The organism is Photobacterium andalusiense, from assembly GCF_900185625.1.
Lineage (GTDB): Bacteria > Pseudomonadota > Gammaproteobacteria > Enterobacterales > Vibrionaceae > Photobacterium > Photobacterium aquimaris.
Window position 1 is genome coordinate 25712 of the sequence record NZ_FYAJ01000012.1, and the last position, 21986, is coordinate 47697.

Here is a 21986-nt window from a genome sequence, read left to right on the forward strand (position 1 = left end):
CTGCGTCCTCTTTTATATAGGAAATATAATATTTAGTAGCGGAAAAAACCGTTACCTAAACAATAACGCCAACACACAACCCTGCGCATTGGCGAAAATAATATCTTTTATTTTAACAAAGCTTGTATCTGCTCGCCAGTACAACCAAAACGACGTTCACGATTAACAAACCATGCCACAGCATTAACTAAACTTTGTTCATCAAAGTCAGGCCAATGTTGTTCAGTAAAATATAATTCAGCGTAGGCGGTTTGCCACAGCATAAAATTACTAATGCGACATTCACCACTAGTACGAATTAACAGATCAACATCAGGCAAGCCTTGAGTCACTAACCCCTGCGCTAAATCTTGTTCAGTCAGAGATTCAATATCAAGTTGTTGATCAATAACACGCTGCATCATTTGCTTTGTGGCTTGAAGAATATCCCATTGACCGCCGTAATTAGCAGCCACATTTAACACTAGCCCAGTGTTACCTTCAGTTAATAACTCTGCGGCAGCGATTTTTTTCTGCAACCGAGCACTGAAGCGACTTTTGTCTCCGATAATACATAATCGAATATTATTTTTATGTAGTCTTTTAACTTCACGACCTAAAACGGTCATGAATAATTCCATTAGTAATGAGACCTCATCCTCTGGACGACGCCAATTTTCACTACTAAAAGCAAACAGTGTAACAACTTTAATACCAAGTCGATTTGCAGTAGAAACGGTCTTACGTACTGCTTCTACGCCTGCTTTATGGCCAAATACTCGCGCTTTACCTTTGGCTTTAGCCCAACGGCCATTACCATCCATAATCACTGCGATGTGTTGTGGAAGATAGTCGGCTGAAGGAACAGCGTCTATTGAAGGTTGTGCCATATTTATCCCTCAAAAAAAAAGCGCCGTGCTGCCGCACAGCGCCTTAACTTTGTCAGCTAAATTAAGACAAGAATGTCTTAAACTTCCATTAGCTCTTTTTCTTTTACTTCAAGAACAGCTTCAATATTCTTGATAGCTTCATCTGTTAGTTTCTGAACTTCATCTTGTGCACGACGATCATCATCTTCAGAAATATCTTTATCTTTTAGTAAAGATTTAACTGTTGCGTTAGCATCACGACGAATATTACGTACCGCTACACGGCTTTGCTCTGCTTCAGCACGTACAATCTTAACTAGATCACGACGACGCTCTTCTGTTAGCGGTGGCAATGGTACACGAATTACCGTACCCGCTGACATTGGGTTCAGACCCAAATCAGACATCATAATCGCTTTTTCAACTTTAGGCGCAAGCTCACGGTCAAAAACAGTAATCGCTAATGTACGAGAATCTTCTGCAACTACGTTAGCAACTTGGTTTAGCGGGGTATTTGCACCGTAGTACTCAACATGAATCGTATCAAGTAGGCTTGGATGTGCACGACCTGTACGGATCTTTACTAGTTGGTTACGAAGCGCTTCTACGCTTTTTTCCATGCGCGTTTGCGCATCTTGTTTAATTTCGTTAATCACGATAAATACCTTAAATTATGCTGTCATCATAGTGCTGATTTTCAGCACTACATTAAATTCACAAGGCTTAAGCGTTAGTGATCAGCGTACCTTCTTGCTCACCCATCACAACACGGCGCAATGCACCTGGCTTATTCATGTTAAATACACGAATTGGCATGTTGTGGTCACGAGCAAGAGTAAATGCAGCCAAATCCATTACCTTAAGTTCTTTTTCAAGTACATCTTGGTAGCTTAGCTTTTCACAAAGCGTAGCATCTGGATTTTTAACTGGATCATCCGTGAACACGCCTTCAACTTTTGTTGCTTTTAATACTACATCAGCTTCGATTTCGATACCACGAAGACATGCAGCAGAATCTGTTGTGAAGAACGGATTGCCTGTACCGGCAGAGAAAATAACAACACGGCCTTGGCGTAACTGACTGATCGCGTCAGCCCAGTTATAGTTATCACATACGCCATTTAAAGGAATAGCAGACATTACGCGCGCGTTCACATAGGCACGGTGCAGCGCATCACGCATTGCTAAGCCGTTCATTACCGTTGCTAGCATACCCATGTGGTCGCCCACAACTCGGTTCATACCCGCTTCAGCCAGACCAGCACCACGGAATAGGTTACCACCACCGATAACAAGGCCGACTTGAACACCTAATTCAACAAGTTCTTTTACTTCTTGTGCCATACGGTCAAGAACTTGAGCGTCAATACCAAATCCTTCTTTACCTTGTAGTGCTTCACCACTTAGTTTTAAAAGAATGCGTTGATAAGTTGGTTTAGGGTTTGTGGTCATGTTTTTTTACCTTCCAAGCTGATTTTGAGATATGGAGTTGTAAAAAGACCGCAACGTCGGTTGCGGTCTTTGGTATTCTGATTAAAAAGGATTAACCTTTTTGAACAGCTGCTACTTCTTCAGCAAAGCTCATTTCTTGAGCTTTCTCGATACCTTCGCCAACTTCTAGACGTACGAAGTTAGTTACTGTAGCGCCTGTTTCTTTCAAGATATCGCCAACAGTTTTCTTTGGTTCCATGATGAAAGCTTGACCAGTTAGAGAAACTTCGCCAGTGAACTTCTTCATGCGACCTTCAACCATCTTCTCAGCGATAGCTTGTGGCTTGCCTTCGTTCATAGCGATTTCAACTTGAACTTCACGCTCTTTAGCAACAACGTCAGCAGGTACGTCAGATGGGTTAACGTACTCAGGCTTAGATGCAGCAACGTGCATTGCGATGTGCTTAAGTGTTTCTTCGTCGCCGTTACCAGCAACAACTACTGCGATGCGAGCACCGTGAGTGTAAGCAGAAACTTTGTCACCAGCAATGTAAGCTACGCGACGGATAGAGATGTTCTCACCGATCTTAGCTACTAGCTCGATACGTGCTTCTTCAAATTGTGCTTGAAGCTCTTCAACTGTAGCATGGCTAGCAAGTGCAGCATCAGCTACAGCGTTAGCGAATGCTAGGAAGCTACCGTCTTTAGCAACGAAGTCAGTCTGGCAGTTTACTTCAACAAGTGCTGCTTTACCGTCAGCATCTTTGATGATGATAGTACCTTCAGCTGCTACGTTACCTGCTTTTTTAGCAGCCTTAGCAGCACCGCTCTTACGCATGTTTTCGATTGCTAGCTCGATATCAGCGTTAGCTTCTACTAGTGCTTTCTTACAATCCATCATACCTGCGCCAGTACGTTCACGCAGTTCTTTAACTAGGGCAGCTGTAACTGTTGCCATGTGATAATCCTCAGATTTGAATTCGTTGAGTAAAAATCAGGGGCCATTATCGGCCCCTGGTAACCATTCTTAGTTTACGCAAGGTAACTTAAGATGCTTATGTAAAGCAGCAGGCTATTAAGCTTCAGCTACGAAACCGTCTTCTTCTGCTTGAACAGCGATATCTTGGTTACGAGCTTCTTTAACAGTTTGAGCTACAGAACCAGTGTAAAGCTGAATCGCGCGGATTGCGTCATCGTTACCTGGGATAACGAAATCAACGCCGTCTGGATCAGAGTTAGTATCAACAACAGCAAATACTGGGATACCTAGGTTGTTAGCTTCTTTGATTGCGATGTGCTCACAGTCAGCGCCGATTACGAACATTGCGTCTGGTAGGCCGCCCATGTTCTTAATACCACCTAGTGATTTCTCAAGCTTTTCCATTTCACGAGTACGCATAAGCGCTTCTTTCTTGGTTAGCTTTTCGAAAGTACCATCAATAGATTGAGCTTCAAGTTCTTTAAGACGCTTGATTGATTGACGAACAGTTTTCCAGTTAGTCAACATACCACCCAACCAACGGTTGTTTACGTAGTACTGGTCACAGCTGATTGCTGCTTCTTTGATTGATTCGCTAGCTGCGCGCTTAGTACCAACAAAAAGAACTTTACCCTTACGAGCAGCAATTTTTTCAATTTCAGCTAGTGCTGCATTGAACATTGGTACAGTTTTTTCTAGGTTGATGATATGTACACGGTTACGAGCGCCGAAAATGAATGGCTTCATTTTTGGGTTCCAGTAACGAGTTTGGTGACCAAAGTGTACACCAGCCTGAAGCATGTCGCGCATTGATACAGTTGCCATTGAATAATCCTCTATGGGGTTAGGCGTCCACATATCCCATCTTAAAACCGACCCGATAACAGCGTAATCGCCATTGTTACTTACAATAAGTAACTGAGCACCCCGGCAGATGTGTCGATATGTGTGAATAATAATAAAAGTATGTGTAATCCAATCAAGTTGTACCATTAATACACGTCAACTTAACCAGCTAAGGGTCAAATTTTCACTTATAACAGAAACAAAATCACTGTTTACGGCGCGCTTTATACCATAGAACGGCCAATAAAATCCAGTCAAAATTGGATATGAGAACTAATCTTATCTTCCCTTTAACCCCTTGCGGCTGGTAATATAACAACCACACAGAAACATACAGATTGAGACGATTTTATGAGCATTAAGATCAAAACGGCTGAAGAAATTGAAAAAATGCGTGTTGCTGGCCGTTTGGCAGCAGACGTATTAGAAATGATCGAACCGCATGTAAAGGCAGGTGTGACCACAGAAGAGTTAGACAAAATTTGTCATGACTACATCACACAAGTTCAACAAGCAATTCCAGCACCGTTGAACTACCACGGCTTTCCTAAATCTGTGTGTACCTCAATTAACCACGTTGTTTGCCACGGCATTCCTGCATCTAAAGATGAAATTGTTGTAGAAGCAGGTGGTAAATATAACAAGCCAGCAGTATTAAAAGATGGCGACATCATTAATATTGACGTGACAGTGATTAAAGACGGTTACCATGGTGATACTTCAAAGATGTTTGAAGTAGGTGAAGTATCTCTTGAAGACAAACGCCTTTGCCGCGTTGCTCAAGAAAGCCTTTATCTGGCAATCAAAAAAGTAAAACCGGGCGCTAAAATTGGTGATCTGGGTACCGCTATTCAGAAGTTCATCAAAGCAGGCAGCAGCCGTTTTTCTATCGTGAAAGATTACTGTGGTCATGGTATTGGTAATGAATTCCATGAAGAACCACAAGTTGTTCACTATAAAAATAGCGATCGCACTGTCATGAAAGAAGGCATGTGCTTTACTATTGAGCCAATGATTAATGCTGGTAAATTCAGCTGTGAATCAGATGAGCAAGATGGCTGGACGGTATACACTGTTGATGGTAAAAAATCAGCACAGTGGGAACACACCTTACTAGTAACCAAAGATGGCTGTGAAATCTTAACCTTACGTAAAGAAGAAACATTGCCACGCCTAATGCATAACGCATAATTCGGCATCTGCAATTACAGTACATCCTGAAATCCAAAAAACCGACCTCCTGTGTCGGTTTTTTTATATCTAGCGATACAGTTCAGCGCTCGAAATGGTTATAGTGATCTTAAGATACCTTTACCGCACGGATAGCAATGACTGACATTTCAGCGACGCAACTTTCTGATTACCTCGATGATGCCATTACGCTCGACAGCCTACGCAGTGCCCTTAATCATTTTTCTGAAGAGCAAAAGCATCAATTTAAACAACAAAAATCGATTATTGATTTGGTCACAGAGCGCAGCCAATTTATCGATCAGCTTTTGATTCGACTATGGCGTTTTTATGGCTTTGAACAACAACCAGATCTGGCATTAATTGCCGTTGGGGGCTATGGCCGTGGAGAATTACACCCATTATCAGATGTCGATTTATTAATATTAAGCCAGCATCCATTAGAAGAAGACGTCGCTAATAATGTTAGCGCGCTTATCACGCTATTATGGGATTTACGGTTAGAGGTCGGCCAAAGTGTACGTACTGTCGATGAATGTATTGCGGTTGGCAAAGATGATCTAACTGTTGCGACCAATTTAACTGAGTCACGCTTCTTATGCGGTAATCAGCAAACTTTTCATCAATTAACTGTCGCTATTAATTCGCCACAATTTTGGCCAAGTGAAACATTCTTTCAAGCTAAACTTGAAGAACAACGAGTGCGTCATGCTCGCTACCACGATACCACCTATAATCTTGAGCCAGATATTAAATCTAGTCCTGGTGGTTTACGTGATATTCACACTCTTAGCTGGGTTGCACGGCGTCATTTTGGTGCCACCAGCTTATTAGAAATGAGTCATCATGGCTTTTTAACTGATGCTGAATACCGTGAATTGGTTGAATGCCAAAATGCCTTGTGGCGAATTCGATTTGCGCTCCACATTGAGCTACGTCGTTATGACAATCGCCTCACTTTTGATCATCAACCCTCAGTCGCAGCACACCTCGATTACCATGGTGAAGGAAACCAAGCTGTTGAAATGATGATGAAGGCTTTTTATCGAATTCTGCGCCGTGTTGCTGAGCTCAATAAGATGCTACTACAACTGTTTGATGAAGCCATCATTAAACCTGATGCACGTTTAGCTCCCATTGTATTAAATGATGATTTTCAATTACGTGGCAATTTGATTGAAGCAACTAAACCTGCGTTATTTCAAGCACGACCAGAAACCATCCTCGATATGTTTCTTCATATTGCTCAAAACTCTGATATCGAAGGCATTGCAGCGCCCACTCTGCGCCAATTACGCACCGCTCGTCGACGTTTAAATCGTTTTTTGATTGAAATTCCAGCCGCTCGTGAAAAATTCATGGAATTGGTTCGCCAACCCAATGCACTTCAAAAAGCATTTCGGTTAATGCATCGTCATGGCGTTATTGCAGCGTACCTGCCACAGTGGAGTCATATTGTTGGTCAAATGCAATTTGATTTATTTCATGTTTATACCGTCGATGAACATAGTATTCGTGTGATTAAAAATCTCCATAAATTCAACGATCCTAATCATCACTCGCAGCACCCTATTTGTTGTGAGGTTTACCCACGTTTAATCAAAAAAGAGATCTTGATTTTAGCGGCGATATTTCATGATATCGCTAAAGGGCGCGGTGGTGATCACTCCGAGTTAGGTGCGGTAGATGCTTATGATTTTTGTATCGAACACGGACTATCCCACCCTGATGCAGAAACAGTCGCATGGTTAGTGCAAAAACATTTATTAATGTCGGTTACAGCACAGCGACGTGATATTTACGATCCTGAAGTGGTGGCTGAATTTGCCAAACAAGTGGGTGATGAAGAACATTTAGATTATTTAGTCTGTTTAACCGTTGCCGATATTTGTGCTACTAACCAAGACTTATGGAATAGCTGGAAGCGTACATTACTGGCTGAGCTTTACTACTCAACCCAAAAGACTTTACGCCGCGGACTGGAAAAAACGCCAGATATGCGTGGTCGTATTCGTCATAACCAACAGCTAGCATCAGCAATCTTGCGCAGTAAAGGCTTTATACCCCGTGATATTGAAGTCCTGTGGCGTCGTTTTAAAGCCGATTATTTCCTGCGTCACACCCATAAACAATTGGCATGGCATGCACAGGCACTATTAAAACACAGTGGTGATAAACCGATTATCTTGATGAGTAAGAAAGCGACCCGTGGCGGCACAGAAGTATTTATTTACAGTAAAGATAAAGCCAAACTGTTTGCGATTGTGGTCTCAGAGCTAGATAAGAAAAACCTCAGTATTCATGATGCGCAGATCATGAACAGTAAAGATGGCTACACTCTTGATACGTTTATGGTACTGGATCCCAATGGTAAAGCGATCAATGAAAATCGCCATGTCGGTATTATACGAAATCTCACTAAAGCGCTAACGGTAATGAAATCTGAACGTAAGATTCGCCGTGCACCGCGCAAGCTACTTCATTTTAATGTACCGACAAAAGTGGAGTTTTTAGCGACCAAAACTGGCCGTAAAACGATGATGGAATTAGTTGCGCTGGATATGCCAGGTTTATTGGCAAAAATAGGTGCGGTATTTGCAGAACTGAATATTAGTTTACAAGCAGCAAAGATCACCACTATTGGTGAGCGTGCAGAAGACTTTTTTATTATTGTTAATGAATCTGGCGGCCGTTTAACCACCGAGCAGCAACAATTATTACGCCAAACGCTGATCTTAACGATTAACAAACATGCTTAAATAACAACCATAACAACACCGTATTTAACGACGGTGTTGTTATGTACTACTGAAATTACAATGTAATTGCTGTCTCTAGTGCTAAATTAATCATGTCGTTCAACGTCGTTACACGATCTTCTGCATTTAAGCCTTCATGACGCAAAATGTGATCAGTTACAGTACAAATAGCTAATGCTTTGACGCCAAACTGAGCAGCAAGGGTATAAAATGCTGACACTTCCATTTCAACACCATAAATACCGTACTGTGCCAGTTGTTGATAAAAATCTTCGTCTGGACGGTAAAATAAATCAGATGAGAATACATTACCGACTTTTACTGATAACTGTTTTTCTTTTGCAAGATCAACCGCAGTACGTAGCATGTCGTAGTTAGCTAACGCTGAAAAATCATGATCACGCAGTCGAGTACGGTTCATTTTAGAATCCGTACTTGCTCCCATCGCGACGATCAAATCCATCAGTTGTACATCATCATGGATAGCACCACAGCTACCAATGCGAATAAAATTTTTGACGTTATAGTGAGTAATTAACTCTTGAACATAAATAGACGCAGAAGGCGCGCCCATACCATGCCCCATTACAGATAATCGCTGACCTTTATAGAATCCAGTAAAGCCAAGCATACCGCGAACATTGGTTACTTCTTGTGCGTTTTCTAAGAAATTCTCTGCAATATATTTAGCCCGTAGCGGATCGCCTGGCATTAAAATAGTATCAGCAAAGTCATGTGCTTGAGCATTAATGTGTGGAGTCGCCATCGAAGTATCAATTCCAAATAAAAAAGAGGTTGAGATACCCGCACTGTAAAGATAAGCTCCGCGCTTGAAAAGGACACTTGTCCATCTTCAGTATCAATCTTAGTCACTTACTCGATTATAATGAAATTAACTTATGCCTCAGCAACTGCACTTATCGCTGTATCAACGTTTATTACAATTACCCTGCTGCCGTCCAGTTAAATTAACAGCCAACCAAATGTTTATTGCTCAGGGTGAACCGAGTGATAGCCTCTATCTAGTACAAGATTGTGCTTTTTTAGTGTCCTACCTTAGCCCTGTCGGTAAACGTTATATTGTTAACGCTCAACAAGGGTTTTCAGGCATTTTAGGCGAAATGGAAATATTTCGAGAACAAGGCACAAGTGTGTTCAGTGTGGCGGCATTAAGCGATGGTATTGGTTATCAAATTCCACGTCATAAACTCCTAGAAGCTGTGCTTAATAATGCCGAGTTAGGGTTAGCTTTTTTGCAATTAATTTCTCATCGCTATGAAGAATCAATTGGTCACACTTTAGATAATATTCTGCATAGTTTGCGCTTTAATACCATTCGATTATTAATTAAAAAATCGCACTTAAGCGCTCAAGGTTGGTTTGAATTTAATATTGAACAACATGCTGGTGAGCTTGGCGCAACCCCGCGAGCTTTACGACGAGTAATTAAAGATTTATTAACAGCTGCTACATTAGAAAAACAACATAAACATTATCGTCTATTAGCCGCTGACAGCTTAGTACAAGAACTAAATCTTATTCAGAAGTAGCAAAATGCTGCTTTATTGACTCATCGCGCAAACGTTTTCGTTAAAAGGGACTTATGTCCTTTTTTTTTGATTCCACAATAGATAAAACGCATCGGTCGCTGTTAACACTGACGCTAAACAGCCCCTTTGAATCTATTGAGACATTACCGTTATGAGCATTATCACCAGTATTATTGGCATGATTGTTTTGATCGCTATTGCAGTATTATTATCAGAAAACCGTAAAAAAATTCGTTTTAGAACCGTGTTTGGGGCGCTTATGATTCAAATCGGTTTTGGTGCATTTGTAATGTATGTCCCCGCTGGACAAATGTTACTGCAAGGAATTGCGACAGGTGTTAATAATGTCATCAGCTATGCCAATGATGGCTTAAGCTTTGCTTTTGGTGATTTAGCTCAATATAAACTCGGGTTTATCTTTTTAATTAATGTGCTGTGTGTCGTGATCTTTATTTCAGCCCTTATTTCAGTGCTGTATTACCTTAAAATCATGCAAAAAATTGTAGGCTTATTAGGTAAGGGACTTAAACGTCCTTTAGGGATCAGTTATTCTGAATCGATGTCAGCGACGGCGAATATTTTTGTCGGTCCAATCGAAGCACCAACAACCTTACGCCCTTTTATTGCCACTATGACTCGCTCTGAATTGTTTGCCATTATGACCGGCGGTTTAGCCTCTGTGGCGGGCGGTACTATGATTGGTTACATCAATCTTGGCATCGACGTAAAGTACATTCTAACTGCTTGTTTCATGACCGCACCTGCTGGACTATTGTTTGCCAAACTTATGTGTCCGGAAACAGAAACCCCGCGTCAAGATCTTGATCAAATTATTGAACAAACTGAAGACAAACCAGAAACACTATTAGACGCCATCACGCAGGGCGCGATGGTTGGCTTACATCAAGTCGGTTGTGTAACCGCACTATTAATTGCAATCGTGGCTTTAATGGCGATGGTTAATGGCATTATTGGTGGTATCGCAGCCATGCTAGGCTTTGATGGTGTGACGATTCAATTACTGCTTGGTTACCTATTAGCGCCACTGGCTTTCTTACTGGGTGTACCTTGGTCTGAAGCGACGCTTGCTGCTTCTTTCATTGGGCAGAAAATTATTGTTAATGAATTTATTGCTTATGTAAGCTTTATTGAGGTTGCCGATCAGCTATCTGAAAAAACGCAAGCTATTGTGGTGTTTGCATTATGTGGGTTTGCCAATATTGGTTCGTTAGCCTTGGTCATTGGTGGCTTACGTGCAATGGCACCTACGAGGGGAAAAGAGTTATCACAAATTGGTGGTCGAACGCTGATTGCTGCGATCCTTGCTAATTTAATGAGCGGAACTATTGCGGGATTATTAGTCTCATTAGGAGCTGTCGTTTAATCACACAATTGTTTATCAATAAATAAATTTCATTCCGTAATGGTTACCCCGTGAATCACAACAGGGTAACCATTAATTTAATTGTGCGACGGTTATCTCAACCATTTAATTATGCTGCCGCTTGCTCGGCAGTTGCCACAAATTGAGCAAACCATGCATCAGCAACCTCTAGCGGTTCAAAATGAACACCTGCGTCAATATCTAATCGTGGTTGAACTGATTGTGAATTAAGCTCACTTAATAACGCATCAAATTGACGCCCAGCCCCACAAAAACGATCTTCACCATAGCTAGAATCACCTAAAGCAATCACACCATAACGTTGCTTAGGCAATAGTGGAAATTGATCCTTTAGCGCCACATATAGCGGCAGAAGATTTTCTGGAATCTCACCTTGACCTGTGGTCGATGTTATCACTAACACGGTGTCAGCATCATAGGCCATAAAGTCATCTAAGGTTGAATCAAAGAAAATCTCAACTGGTACTGATATTAATTTAGCCGCTAATGTTTCTGCTAACTCTTCTGCTCCACCATATACAGAGCCTACAAATATGCCTAACTTATTCATTCGCTCTCCTTTGCTGTAAGACGTCCTCAATAAGGGACTCCTACCAATCTGGCTATTACACCAAAGAAAAGCAAGTACTGATGTAAATTTAACCTAAGAAGTTTGCACTACAACGCATTCATTATTGTTGCTGTGATTGTATCGGGAGTATCTAACAACAATGTTGGTGACCAGCCAAATGTTGTCATTACCTGTTGCCAGACCTCATCAATATTAGCTCGAATATCCACCGCCGCTCCAGTTAATGGATGCGTAAACTGTAATCGTGACGCATGTAACATCAATCGATGACAGTCTAGATGTTCGCGGAACATACGATTATGTTTACCATCACCATAATTAACATCACCAATCATGTGATGATTTAAATGGTGCATATGACGGCGCAGTTGATGTTTACGACCGGTCTCAGGCTTCATCTCAACTAAACTATAACGACTAGTCGCATAAGGGCCTACTGCAATATTTGTTTCAACCGTTGCTAATGGTGCATAAGCGGTAATTGCTTCTTGAGGCTCTTTGTCTTCAGAGGCTTTTTTATCGGCAATTTTATCTAACATCACTTTCAATGGATAATCTAGCACCGCTGCTTCTTTAACCCAGCCTCTGACAATGGCGTGGTAAGTTTTATGTATATCTCGCCCCGCAAATAACGGCATCATCATGGCTGCAATTTCACTTGAAAGTGCAAATAGCAGTACTCCAGATGTCGGTCTATCTAAACGGTGTAATGGAAACACATGCTGACCAATTTGATCACGTAAAGTTTGCATCACAAATACCGTTTCATGGCTATCTAGCCAAGAACGATGTACTAACATACCTGCAGGTTTATTAACGGCAATTAACGCATCATCGCGGTATAAAATTTCCAGTTCCATTATGCTCACTTAATCTTTAAACAATTGATCTATTTCACGTACAGTCACCACAATATCGACCATTCCAGGTTGATTTTTCATCGCTTCTTCAACATAAGGAGCAATCGCAAACTGAGTCGGTAACGGTAATTTATGCGTGATTAAATAACGTAGTTTAGGAATAAAAATCCATTGCAACCATTGATGACAAGCTAAAGTATCAATCGCAAATGGCTCAATACTCGCCAAAGATTGAGCTTCAGGGGCGATCGTTTCCCAGTACTGATGGTGCTGTAATCTATTTTCTAACTGAGCGAGTAATTGCTGACTTTGATGATATTTATCCACCTCAGCCCCTCTTGGTTGATAATAAAAACGGCGCAGGATAGCATTTCAACAGTCACGCCCCAACTATATTATAATGATTAGCAGCCTATTCGCAGGTATGCTGAGTTAACGCTAGTAATTATACTGACAAGCTGATTAAAGGAGCTTTATTTATCATGTCCATGGAAACGTTTCATACTTTAACCCAACTACTTGATAACGCGGGTTGTCGTTATAATATTTTCGATTTAGGCCGGCGCGTTAATGAAATTGAAATTAGCCAATTTAAAGCGGTTGAAGAAAATCGCCAGCCTTATCCATGGCCACTACAACAACATGCACACATTGCAATTTCTTTTTGGCAACACCAGCAACCGCCTTGGGTATGGTTTTTACGCTTACCACTTGATGAGCGCGGACTCTTAAAACAAGCCGCTGTCGGTGACTTTATTAAGTATGTGATTGAAGCGATGGGAGCGAGTCTCAATAGTACGCCAACAGAAGATGAGCAACAAAAACTAGCTAACAATCCTTACACGTTTAAACCTAATGACGACAAGATGGCAATTTTTAATGCTCAACTACGAGTATTACTATCGTTACCACCTAGTCAATATTATGCTGATGCACAAGCCTATTTATCGGGTCAACAAGATTGGCAGCAATGGCAACATATCGGACTACAAGGATTAGCTGATATCTGTGCCCGCATTTCACAACACAATAATGCGACATTATTACGTAAAGCTCTCAATCATCTGCCAATGACACCACTGTATGCATTATTAGGTTGTCTTGAGCATTGCACGATACCAGATCCTCTCACGCAACGTATCAACGAACGTTTAGCCCTTGAGTGCCAGCAAGCTCAACCCGACTTATTTTTAATTGCTGCATTAGTACGTGCGCTAGCTGGTAGTGCCCCACAACAATTACAACAAACATTACTCACAGTATTAAATCAGCCAGCACTGTGTCATCGCGAAGTATTAATTGCGATTGCGGGTCGTTGTTGGAGCGGCTTTAGCGATACCAATATTGCTTCATTGTTTTTATTACGTTTAGCTGAAACCCAAGATCAAACATTGTTTAACCAATTATTTACAGATCTCGTAATGCAGCCATTATTACGTGGAATCATGCTACAAATATTGCATGGACAAGCAGATCCTGCCCTGGTTACTGCAATTCAAAAACTACAGCAACATGCTAAAAATCACTGATTGCATTTATAGTCTATAAGGGCTTTTTTATATGGGTAATCTGTTCGGCATTTTAATTATTGCGACTATTGGCTTTTTATTTTGGCAGCAACGACGTCAAACCGAACTGGCACAGTATTATATTGAACAACGCTGTAAAAATATGGGCCTGCAAATGATCAGTTTTGCTCGCGGAGAGCAAAAACTTAAAGATCATCATGGCGAATGGGGCTGGCGAACGGTATTCGTATTTGAATTTTCGGCTGATGGAATCGATGTATATCAAGGCTATCTTGAAATGAAGCGTCTTCGAGCAAGCTATTTTTATTTGCCGCCACATCGAATTCCAGAAAGCGGTAATTACTGATTAGCAACTCCCTTAAAAAAGAATGGGCGTGACAATAATAATTGCCACGCCCTTAGATATTACTTGCAGCTATCCCGCTACTATTGTGCTCCTTGCCATCAATCCTTGATATGCGTAAATCCCCTGGTAAATCTTAACTTCATCCTAGAAGTCATTCTTCGGTAATCCCTGACCCATCAGTATATCCAACACTGACTCTCTCTCCACTAAGGAGGTGTCCTTCTCTTCATTAGAAGTTGTTCCTGACTTCGTTTTGAAGTATTGCTATTCCATCCTAGAATATAGTCATCCTGACTAATAGATATCCCATCTATGGCCTTCTATCCCAGAAGATCCTCGCATCCTGCTAGATGATAATCCTCATCATCTATATGCTCATCCTAAGCAGCCAATTCCATGGCTATTCCTTAATCCTTGTCAGCTCCAGCTGATGACAACATATTATCCCATAGCAAAAATGACGCAATGTGAAATATTCCATTAAATATTTTTAACAAAGATTAACATTAAAGGTTTGAATTATAACCACCTGATAAATATAAAATAACTATTTTTCCATCACGATAAATAGTTATTAATAGCGAAATAATCCCACATTTTTGTAAGAGATCTCTTACGCGGTAAGTAGAATAACGCCATTGTTGTTACAATATTAAAGGTGCGAGGTGCGAGGTGCGAGGTGCGAGGTGCGAGGTGCGAGGTGCGAGGTGCGAGGTGCGAATAAAAACAAGTTGGCTTTAAAGAGTCCAAACAAATCTATCACGACAACTGATTAGATTATTTTTTCTTCTGCCCACAAAAAAGAGCGGGCGCGACTTTCGTCGCGCCCTGAGGTCTTACTTGCAGCTATCCCGCTACTATGTTGCTCCCTGCATCCATCCTTTGACTGCTGTGTTCCGTCAGCATTGTCCTTTGTACTTCATCCTGAAGTTGTTCCTATGGCCATCCTAACCCGTCATCACATCCTGTTCTGACTCTCATCTCCTTCCTGGAGGTGTCCTTTACTTCGTCCTGAAGTGTTCCTTTATGCCTCAATCCTAGAGGTGTTCCTTACTTCATCCTGAAGTTTATCCTAGTGTCTTCCTGACCAGTAAACATCCTGTTTACTTATTATCGCATCCTACGATATTCCCTTCACATTCCATATCCGATAAACCATCCTAGTTTACCAGTATCTCATCCTGAGACTGCCTGTATCCATGGCACTTTCCTGTTCCGTTATGTCGTATCCTTTCGACACTATTAATATTATGCGAGTTATCGCCTAAATCCTATATCTACCAAAATGTGTTTTTTTAATTTTTATGAATATTTATGACCATATATAACTAAAACATTATTAAACATATAGTTACATAAAAAGCATAGATATATAATCACAATTATAATGCTTATCTCCCACAGATTTGTAAGAGATCTCGCACACAGCAAGTAGTCAAAAGCCATTCACGAGTTATCACATTTATTCATACGTAGCAAAATATCGTTATTAGACAGATAGATACGAGGTGCGAGGTGCGAGGTGCGAGGTGCGAGGTGCGAATAAAAACAAGTTAGCTTTAAAGAGTCCAAACAAATCTATCACGACAACTGATTAGATTATTTTTTCTTCTGCCCACAAAAAAGAGCGGGCGCGACTTTCGTCGCGCCCTGAGGTCTTACTTGCAGCTATCCCGCTACTATGTTGCTCCCTGCATCCATCCTTTGACTGCTGTGTTCCGTCAGCATTGTCCTTTGTACTTCATCCTGAAGTTGTTCCTATGGCCATCCTAACCCGTCATCACATCCTGTTCTGACTCTCATCTCCTTCCTGGAGGTGTCCTTTACTTCGTCCTGAAGTGTTCCTTTATGCCTCAATCCTAGAGGTGTTCCTTACTTCATCCTGAAGTTTATCCTAGTGTCTTCCTGACCAGTAAACATCCTGTTTACTTATTATCGCATCCTACGATATTCCCTTCACATTCCATATCCGATAAACCATCCTAGTTTACCAGTATCTCATCCTGAGACTGCCTGTATCCGTGGCACTTTCCTGTTCCGTTATGTCGTATCCTTTCGACACCATTAAGATTACGCTTTTGATTATTATCCACAATATAGATTTAAACACTTTCTGACATTTTTTTTCATTCCACAGCCACACTAAAAATAAAAACACATAACTATCAATTACTTCATGAGAAATAAAACGTCATATTCACTAATAAGTAGCTTAATATCTTACGCTCTTGTAAGAGATCTCTTACAAAGAGATTAGCTATTTGGCCCAAATAACCCTTTAAGTCGATATCCACTATACTCAGTCAAAGGAAAATAGTGCAAAGTAAGGGATCAATATGGAAGCTTTCAATCACGACTTAGCTAACTTATTCAGTCAATTAGGATTAGATAACTCAGCAGAATCTATTGAGCATTTTTTACAAACTCATCAACTAGAGCAACACCAAAAATTATCAGAAGCACCTTTTTTAATTCCAACTCAACAACAATTTATTATTGAATCACAACAGCAAGACGCGGATTGGTGTGAGGTCATCGATCAATTAGATGCCTTACTTAGAAAATAGTGACTACGTCTAGATTAGGAATAACAATGTCAACCATCACCAAAGAAATAGAACAGGCTATTAAACAGTTAGTTATCGAGAATAAACAACCATCAGTAGCATTAATTAAGGCTCGGTTAACAACATCACTGCCTATCCCGGTGATCATTAAAGCACTACAAGCATGGCAAAAAAATGCCAAAGTACCACATATAGAAAAACAACAACGAGTATTAACCGCCGAGCAACGTATCGAGCAACTAGAGCAACAGGTGCTAGCGCTATCAACACGTTTGGCGCGCTTGGAAGCTGAACGCTAGTGATAAAAAAGCACCTGTTTTATAGGTGCTTTTTTATGTTTACTGAAAGTTCCACGACATGTTTGATACGATACGGCAACGATCGCATTTAAAGTGGAACAAACCATGTATTGCTTCAGATTGATGCCATTCACCACCACAACTTGGGCACTTTCGCGCTAACTCTGTTGCTTCGCTTTCACCACCAACACGGTACTGATAGTAATAAGTCGGAACTTCAGTCGTGGTTTCAATATGGCGACATAAATTGCGTCCTCGCACAAACAGCTCACTATCTACATCACCAATTTCAGTCAGTGCCATGCTCACCGCTGTTGGGCTTTTAATCGCCATTTGAATTTCATCAAAAGCTTGCCATTCAGTTTGCCATTTAATGATCGCTTTATAATCACCATCAGTGACTGCTCCGGTTTGATACAATGGGATCGGCAGTAACGTATCACCACTGCGCAATGGTGAACAACTATGAACATAGGTGGTATAAAGCACTTGCCATGATGGAGAGAAACTTTCAGCAACAGAATCGGAGTTAAGATCAACCCCTAATAGTTTTATTTTAGGGGTTAACAAGCACGATAGTGTTAATTGCTCATAACACACGTTCACTTGAGGACTATTGTAACGGGAATGAAGGCTCTCTTTCTCTGGGCATACAACTCGAACTCGAAATATCCCCTCGTCAATCACCACCGGAAACTCTCGTCCCAGAACTTGGCCGTTATAACGCAATGCATCCATTAAGCCATTTATCGCACTATCGACCTGCGATAAGGTAGTATTATCAAAACATTCAAATTGTAACTCTACAACAAACACGCCTTAGCCCTCTGCCACTACTGGCTGTAATTGCTCTAAGAAAGTCACAATATCATTGGCTAATACTTGACGAGTATCTTTACCTAAGGTTTCTAACACCACTTGGCCGGTTAAATTACAAATAGAAATAACTTGTGATTCATCATCAACTACAGCAATAAATACGGTAGGTTTCAGCTTCATGCGACGTTGCGTCACTAGGTGACCTAAAATATTTTGTTGTAAACGCTCGATATCGTCATCATTAAAAGCTTGCAATAAATCAAGTGATAACTCACCAAACATCGCACTCATATCGCCGCTAAATTGTGATCCATAAAAAGCATTGATATCACTATGGAGGGCTAAATCCATGCCTTTCTCGACCCCCTCTAGAGTAATCATTGACTGACGCTCAATCGGTTTCCAAGTTACATTTTTACCATTATCATTGACTACACACAGCGAAATAAGCCCGACTAAATGCTCACTTACAGGAAAACCGCGATCTGCATCACACCATGCTTGTAAATAACGAGCAGAAAAATCAGATAAAGCGCAGGTAACAGGATGATTCATTCGCAACCTCATAAAAGATTCAGTAAACTTTAGGTTTAAACCGTTTCGACGGACATTTATTCTAATCCAAGAGTGTCATAGACAGTATGAGTAAATATAAAGACGCTAAAGAATTAGCCGGTTTAACCCTTGGCCAAAAGACAGAGTATAAAGATCAGTACGATCCATCGCTACTGCAACCTGTACCAAGAAGCTTGAACCGTACCGATATTAATATCAGCGATGATGCACTGCCATTCACTGGCTATGATATTTGGACATTATACGAATTATCTTGGCTCAATAAAAAAGGCCTACCTCAAGTAGCTATTGGTGAAGTGCGCTTACCTGCATCAAGCCCTAATCTTATTGAGTCAAAATCTTTTAAACTGTATCTAAACAGTTTCAATCAAACCCGTTTTGATGGCTGGCAAGCTATTGCTGATACTTTGCAAATTGATTTGTCACGTTGTGCTGGTGAAGATGTTGACGTTACCATTCAGCCGCTGACTGATTTTAATGATCAACCAATCGTTAATTTCTTTGGCGAATGCATTGACGATCAAGATATTGAAATTAATGACTACAGTTTCAAGCCTGAATACCTTGAAGGCGCTGCAGATAATAATGATATCGTTGAAGAAATTGTTCATAGCCACCTGTTAAAATCAAATTGCTTAATTACCAACCAACCTGATTGGGGTAGCGTACGTATTGCTTATAAAGGTAATCGAATCGACCGTGAGCAATTACTGCGTTATATCGTATCATTCCGTAATCACAATGAGTTCCACGAACAATGTGTTGAGCGTATATTTAACGATATTATGCGTTTTTGTCAGCCAGAATTACTGACTGTTTATGCACGTTATACCCGCCGTGGTGGTTTAGATATCAATCCATATCGTACCAACATGGGTAAAACACCAAGTGATAACTTCCGTCTTGCGCGTCAGTAAGTAGATCCTAACGACGAATTCAACATTAAGTCCGGTAAAAATCTTTACTTTGCTGGACTTGATGCATTAACCCCGTAAAATCAACACCATCTTGTGTGTTATTGTGCTGTTTTGAGACTATATGATTTTTCGTGGCCTATTAATTTCTGGGTTAGTATTACTAACAACCTCATTTGATCTTCAAGCAAAAATTTATAGCTCGCCGATCCTCACCGAAGCACAGAGTTTGCTGGTTAATCAACCAGAAAGAACACTCACAATCACTAACAGTTACCTCGAACAACGTCGTCTAAGCCAGCCACAAGACCCATCACGAGTGCATCTTAATGGTGAAGCGGATCATTCAACCCGTACACCACTCAACACTGTCAATGCGCTGCAAATTCAAGCCCAAGCTTTATCACTATTACAACGACCAGAGAAAGCCATTACCGTAATCAAAAAAGCGGAAAAAACGGCATTTGACAATAATTTAATGTTCAGTGTCTTTGAAAGTCGTATTTTATTGGCTCAATTTTACTGGGTTAATTTAAGTAATAGTGCAACTGCGCTAAAAATGCTCAACACCCTCAATATTGAAATGAAGCAGACGCAGCCAATAAATTTAAGTCGTCAGTTGCAAGAGTTAAAATATAAATCAATGATGCTACGCGCGCTGATTGAATCAAGTATTGGTAAAGATTCAGCAGCCGAAAAGTTGTTTATCAAAGCTAAAGGTTATTTAGTCACATTTGACGATAAAGACGAAACTATTAATTATCAACTCACACTTGGCCAACATTATTTACGTCATGACCATTATGATATGGCACTTGATCGCTTATTGAGCGGTTATTGGCTTGCAGTTGAAAATGATGACCAACCACAAATTGCGCGCGCTAACTATGAATTAGCACAGTTATTTGAAGAGCGACATGTACTTGATAAAGCGCTTGAGCATGCCACGCAAGCTGGTGAATTTTTTGAACGTTATAAACGTACCCAAGAATTAGCCAAAACCTTGGCTCTTATTGCTTCTATTTATGAGCAGCAAGGGCGATATAACCTTGCACTGGTGCATTATTTTAATGCGCTTGATCAAGAGAACCAGCTCAAACATGATCTTCGTTCTGCAAGTTTACGCCTTAATATTGCGCGGATTTATTTGCACCTTTGTAATTACTCTAAAACAGAACAATACATTGTTCAGGCACGTAACCTTGCACTTCAAAGTGGTAATGAAAAAATTGTTGCTGAAAGCCAAATTCTACAAGGGCAATTAGAGCTCGAAAAAAGTGAATTGGATGATGCGATAACATCGTTGCAAGCAGGTTTAATTTCAGCAAGTCGTATTGGCGCCACTAATTTACAGTTAATGGGTGAATCGATTTTATCTGAAGCATTTGAAAAACAAAATGACTATTACAATGCGTTACTGAGTCAGCGTCGCTATGAGCAACTGTATGCTGCCAAACAAAAAAATGCGACCAGAAGCAACACCGAAGTCTTTAAACAGCAGCAAAAAATGATGGAACGTTCACTGAAGCTTGAAGATATGGAACGTGAGCAATTCATCAATAAAAATGCATTGTATAAACAACAACAAATTTCTTTAACCCTCATTGGCGTGTTAGTGATTTTGTTATTATTATTATGGCGTCGACAACATATTAATAAACAATTAAAACAACAACTCACAAAACTCACCACCGATTACTATACTCACCCTCGTAGTGGATTACGTAACCTAAGGATGCTAAATGCACGTCTAGCAAACTCTCTGCAACAGAGCAGTGCTAACTTTGAGCAATGGCATCTTGGTGAAATAATAAATGAACCTTTAAGCGATAGATTACGATTTGCGTTATTTGAAGTATCATTCTTAAAACGGATTTATCTTGAAAAAGGCTACCAACAGGGCCTCGCCGCCGAAAAAGAGTTTGGTAATTATTTACAGCAACAAGTATTAGAACCGGCGCGTATTTATCACTTTTCTGATGCGATGTTCTTGTATATTGAGCCTAATGCACGTTTAAGCTGTGATCCAAAGCAGTTAGCAGAATCAATGCAGCTATTAATTGATAACTATACTTTGCCACTCAATATCAATAATTCATTACAAATAGGTATGGCAGAGTACCCATTTTTACCTCGTGCCTATACTGCAATTAATGATCAAGAGTTAATCGATATATTGCTGATGGCTGTCGATGCCGGTATTAGCCTCAACGATAAGCAACCTGGAAGTCATTGGGTTCACATTTGTGCTATCGATGCTGCACCAGCCGCGAGTTTTGTCGGCGATAATATTCGTCGTTCTTGTATTGAAGGCATTGATAAAGGATTAGTAAAAGTGCGTAGTTCAACTAATAATGAAATAATCTGGAACTACGATCACAATATTAACAACGATATCAACTAAATATACAACGAGCACAAAACTCTGATAAATAGCGCTAACTATCAGGTTTTATTTTTGGTAGCATGTCCAACAATATCAGTAACATTATGAAT

At 40.5% G+C, this 21986-nt stretch carries 21 protein-coding genes; 10 read left to right on the top strand and 11 right to left on the bottom strand.

Going from position 1 to position 21986, the window contains the following annotated elements:
* Nucleotides 1–107: 107 nt before the first annotated feature.
* The 5 genes from uppS to rpsB all read right to left on the bottom strand — a co-directional run bounded on the left by uppS (nucleotide 108) and on the right by rpsB (nucleotide 4083).
* On the bottom strand, nucleotides 108–869 hold the full coding sequence (gene uppS, locus PAND9192_RS17850; RefSeq protein ID WP_087854835.1) for an undecaprenyl pyrophosphate synthase: 762 nt from the start codon (nucleotides 867–869) through the stop codon (nucleotides 108–110).
* Nucleotides 870–946: 77 nt separating this feature from the next.
* The gene (frr, locus tag PAND9192_RS17855) at nucleotides 947–1504 is read right to left on the bottom strand and encodes a ribosome recycling factor (protein ID WP_060998756.1); all 558 of its coding nucleotides are present in this window, start codon (nucleotides 1502–1504) and stop codon (nucleotides 947–949) included.
* Between the two features lie 67 nt (nucleotides 1505–1571).
* Nucleotides 1572–2300 (bottom strand): UMP kinase, encoded by a 729-nt coding sequence (pyrH, locus tag PAND9192_RS17860; RefSeq protein WP_060998757.1) that lies wholly within the window; start codon nucleotides 2298–2300, stop codon nucleotides 1572–1574.
* Nucleotides 2301–2391: 91 nt separating this feature from the next.
* Entirely contained in the window at nucleotides 2392–3237 is an 846-nt protein-coding gene (gene tsf / locus PAND9192_RS17865) for a translation elongation factor Ts (protein WP_087854836.1), read from the bottom strand.
* A 117-nt stretch (nucleotides 3238–3354) separates the two neighbouring features.
* Nucleotides 3355–4083: a 30S ribosomal protein S2 gene (gene rpsB, locus PAND9192_RS17870; protein WP_060998759.1), complete on the bottom strand. Its 729-nt coding sequence runs from the start codon at nucleotides 4081–4083 to the stop codon at nucleotides 3355–3357.
* Between the two features lie 372 nt (nucleotides 4084–4455).
* Between rpsB and map the strand changes: the two genes are divergently transcribed.
* Complete coding sequence (gene map, locus PAND9192_RS17875; protein WP_060998760.1) at nucleotides 4456–5295, top strand: type I methionyl aminopeptidase; 840 nt, start codon at nucleotides 4456–4458, stop codon at nucleotides 5293–5295.
* Between the two features lie 137 nt (nucleotides 5296–5432).
* Entirely contained in the window at nucleotides 5433–8054 is a 2622-nt protein-coding gene (glnD, locus tag PAND9192_RS17880) for a bifunctional uridylyltransferase/uridylyl-removing protein GlnD (protein ID WP_087854837.1), read from the top strand.
* Between the two features lie 55 nt (nucleotides 8055–8109).
* Here the strand turns inward: glnD and deoD are convergent, their stop codons facing one another.
* A complete protein-coding gene (gene deoD, locus PAND9192_RS17885; RefSeq protein ID WP_087854838.1) occupies nucleotides 8110–8820 on the bottom strand; it encodes a purine-nucleoside phosphorylase in 711 nt (236 codons plus the stop codon).
* 133 nt (nucleotides 8821–8953) lie between these two features.
* Between deoD and PAND9192_RS17890 the strand changes: the two genes are divergently transcribed.
* Nucleotides 8954–9604, top strand: coding sequence for a Crp/Fnr family transcriptional regulator (locus tag PAND9192_RS17890; protein WP_087854839.1), 651 nt, complete (start codon nucleotides 8954–8956; stop codon nucleotides 9602–9604).
* A 151-nt stretch (nucleotides 9605–9755) separates the two neighbouring features.
* Nucleotides 9756–10988: a NupC/NupG family nucleoside CNT transporter gene (locus tag PAND9192_RS17895; protein ID WP_087854840.1), complete on the top strand. Its 1233-nt coding sequence runs from the start codon at nucleotides 9756–9758 to the stop codon at nucleotides 10986–10988.
* A 109-nt stretch (nucleotides 10989–11097) separates the two neighbouring features.
* Here the strand turns inward: PAND9192_RS17895 and PAND9192_RS17900 are convergent, their stop codons facing one another.
* The 3 genes from PAND9192_RS17900 to PAND9192_RS17910 all read right to left on the bottom strand — a co-directional run bounded on the left by PAND9192_RS17900 (nucleotide 11098) and on the right by PAND9192_RS17910 (nucleotide 12767).
* Complete coding sequence (locus PAND9192_RS17900; RefSeq protein WP_087854841.1) at nucleotides 11098–11559, bottom strand: flavodoxin; 462 nt, start codon at nucleotides 11557–11559, stop codon at nucleotides 11098–11100.
* 107 nt (nucleotides 11560–11666) lie between these two features.
* A complete protein-coding gene (truC, locus tag PAND9192_RS17905) occupies nucleotides 11667–12440 on the bottom strand; it encodes a tRNA pseudouridine(65) synthase TruC (protein WP_087854842.1) in 774 nt (257 codons plus the stop codon).
* A gap of 9 nt (nucleotides 12441–12449) precedes the next feature.
* Nucleotides 12450–12767 (bottom strand): YqcC family protein, encoded by a 318-nt coding sequence (locus tag PAND9192_RS17910; RefSeq protein WP_087854843.1) that lies wholly within the window; start codon nucleotides 12765–12767, stop codon nucleotides 12450–12452.
* A 161-nt stretch (nucleotides 12768–12928) separates the two neighbouring features.
* Here PAND9192_RS17910 and PAND9192_RS17915 point away from each other — a divergent pair, with 161 nt between their 5' ends.
* From PAND9192_RS17915 to PAND9192_RS17930, 4 genes are all read left to right on the top strand, one after another.
* Nucleotides 12929–13969, top strand: a complete 1041-nt coding sequence (locus PAND9192_RS17915) for a DUF3549 family protein (protein ID WP_200817844.1) — start codon at nucleotides 12929–12931, stop codon at nucleotides 13967–13969.
* 31 nt (nucleotides 13970–14000) lie between these two features.
* Nucleotides 14001–14315 (top strand): DUF3301 domain-containing protein, encoded by a 315-nt coding sequence (locus tag PAND9192_RS17920; RefSeq protein ID WP_087854845.1) that lies wholly within the window; start codon nucleotides 14001–14003, stop codon nucleotides 14313–14315.
* Between the two features lie 2336 nt (nucleotides 14316–16651).
* On the top strand, nucleotides 16652–16882 hold the full coding sequence (locus PAND9192_RS17925) for a DUF2789 family protein (RefSeq protein ID WP_087854846.1): 231 nt from the start codon (nucleotides 16652–16654) through the stop codon (nucleotides 16880–16882).
* Nucleotides 16883–16908: 26 nt separating this feature from the next.
* Nucleotides 16909–17181 carry a hypothetical protein gene (locus tag PAND9192_RS17930; RefSeq protein WP_087821793.1) on the top strand — a complete coding sequence of 91 codons (273 nt, stop codon included), beginning with the start codon at nucleotides 16909–16911 and terminating at the stop codon, nucleotides 17179–17181.
* Between the two features lie 39 nt (nucleotides 17182–17220).
* Here PAND9192_RS17930 and PAND9192_RS17935 read toward each other — a convergent pair whose 3' ends face one another.
* Together PAND9192_RS17935 and syd are read right to left on the bottom strand one after the other, a co-directional pair.
* Nucleotides 17221–17997: a Zn-ribbon-containing protein gene (locus PAND9192_RS17935; protein WP_087854847.1), complete on the bottom strand. Its 777-nt coding sequence runs from the start codon at nucleotides 17995–17997 to the stop codon at nucleotides 17221–17223.
* Between the two features lie 3 nt (nucleotides 17998–18000).
* On the bottom strand, nucleotides 18001–18555 hold the full coding sequence (syd, locus tag PAND9192_RS17940) for a SecY-interacting protein (RefSeq protein ID WP_087854848.1): 555 nt from the start codon (nucleotides 18553–18555) through the stop codon (nucleotides 18001–18003).
* A gap of 86 nt (nucleotides 18556–18641) precedes the next feature.
* Here syd and queF point away from each other — a divergent pair, with 86 nt between their 5' ends.
* Nucleotides 18642–19493, top strand: coding sequence for an NADPH-dependent 7-cyano-7-deazaguanine reductase QueF (gene queF, locus PAND9192_RS17945; RefSeq protein WP_087854849.1), 852 nt, complete (start codon nucleotides 18642–18644; stop codon nucleotides 19491–19493).
* 121 nt (nucleotides 19494–19614) lie between these two features.
* Nucleotides 19615–21894 carry a tetratricopeptide repeat protein gene (locus PAND9192_RS17950; protein WP_087854850.1) on the top strand — a complete coding sequence of 760 codons (2280 nt, stop codon included), beginning with the start codon at nucleotides 19615–19617 and terminating at the stop codon, nucleotides 21892–21894.
* Nucleotides 21895–21986 lie beyond the last annotated feature (92 nt).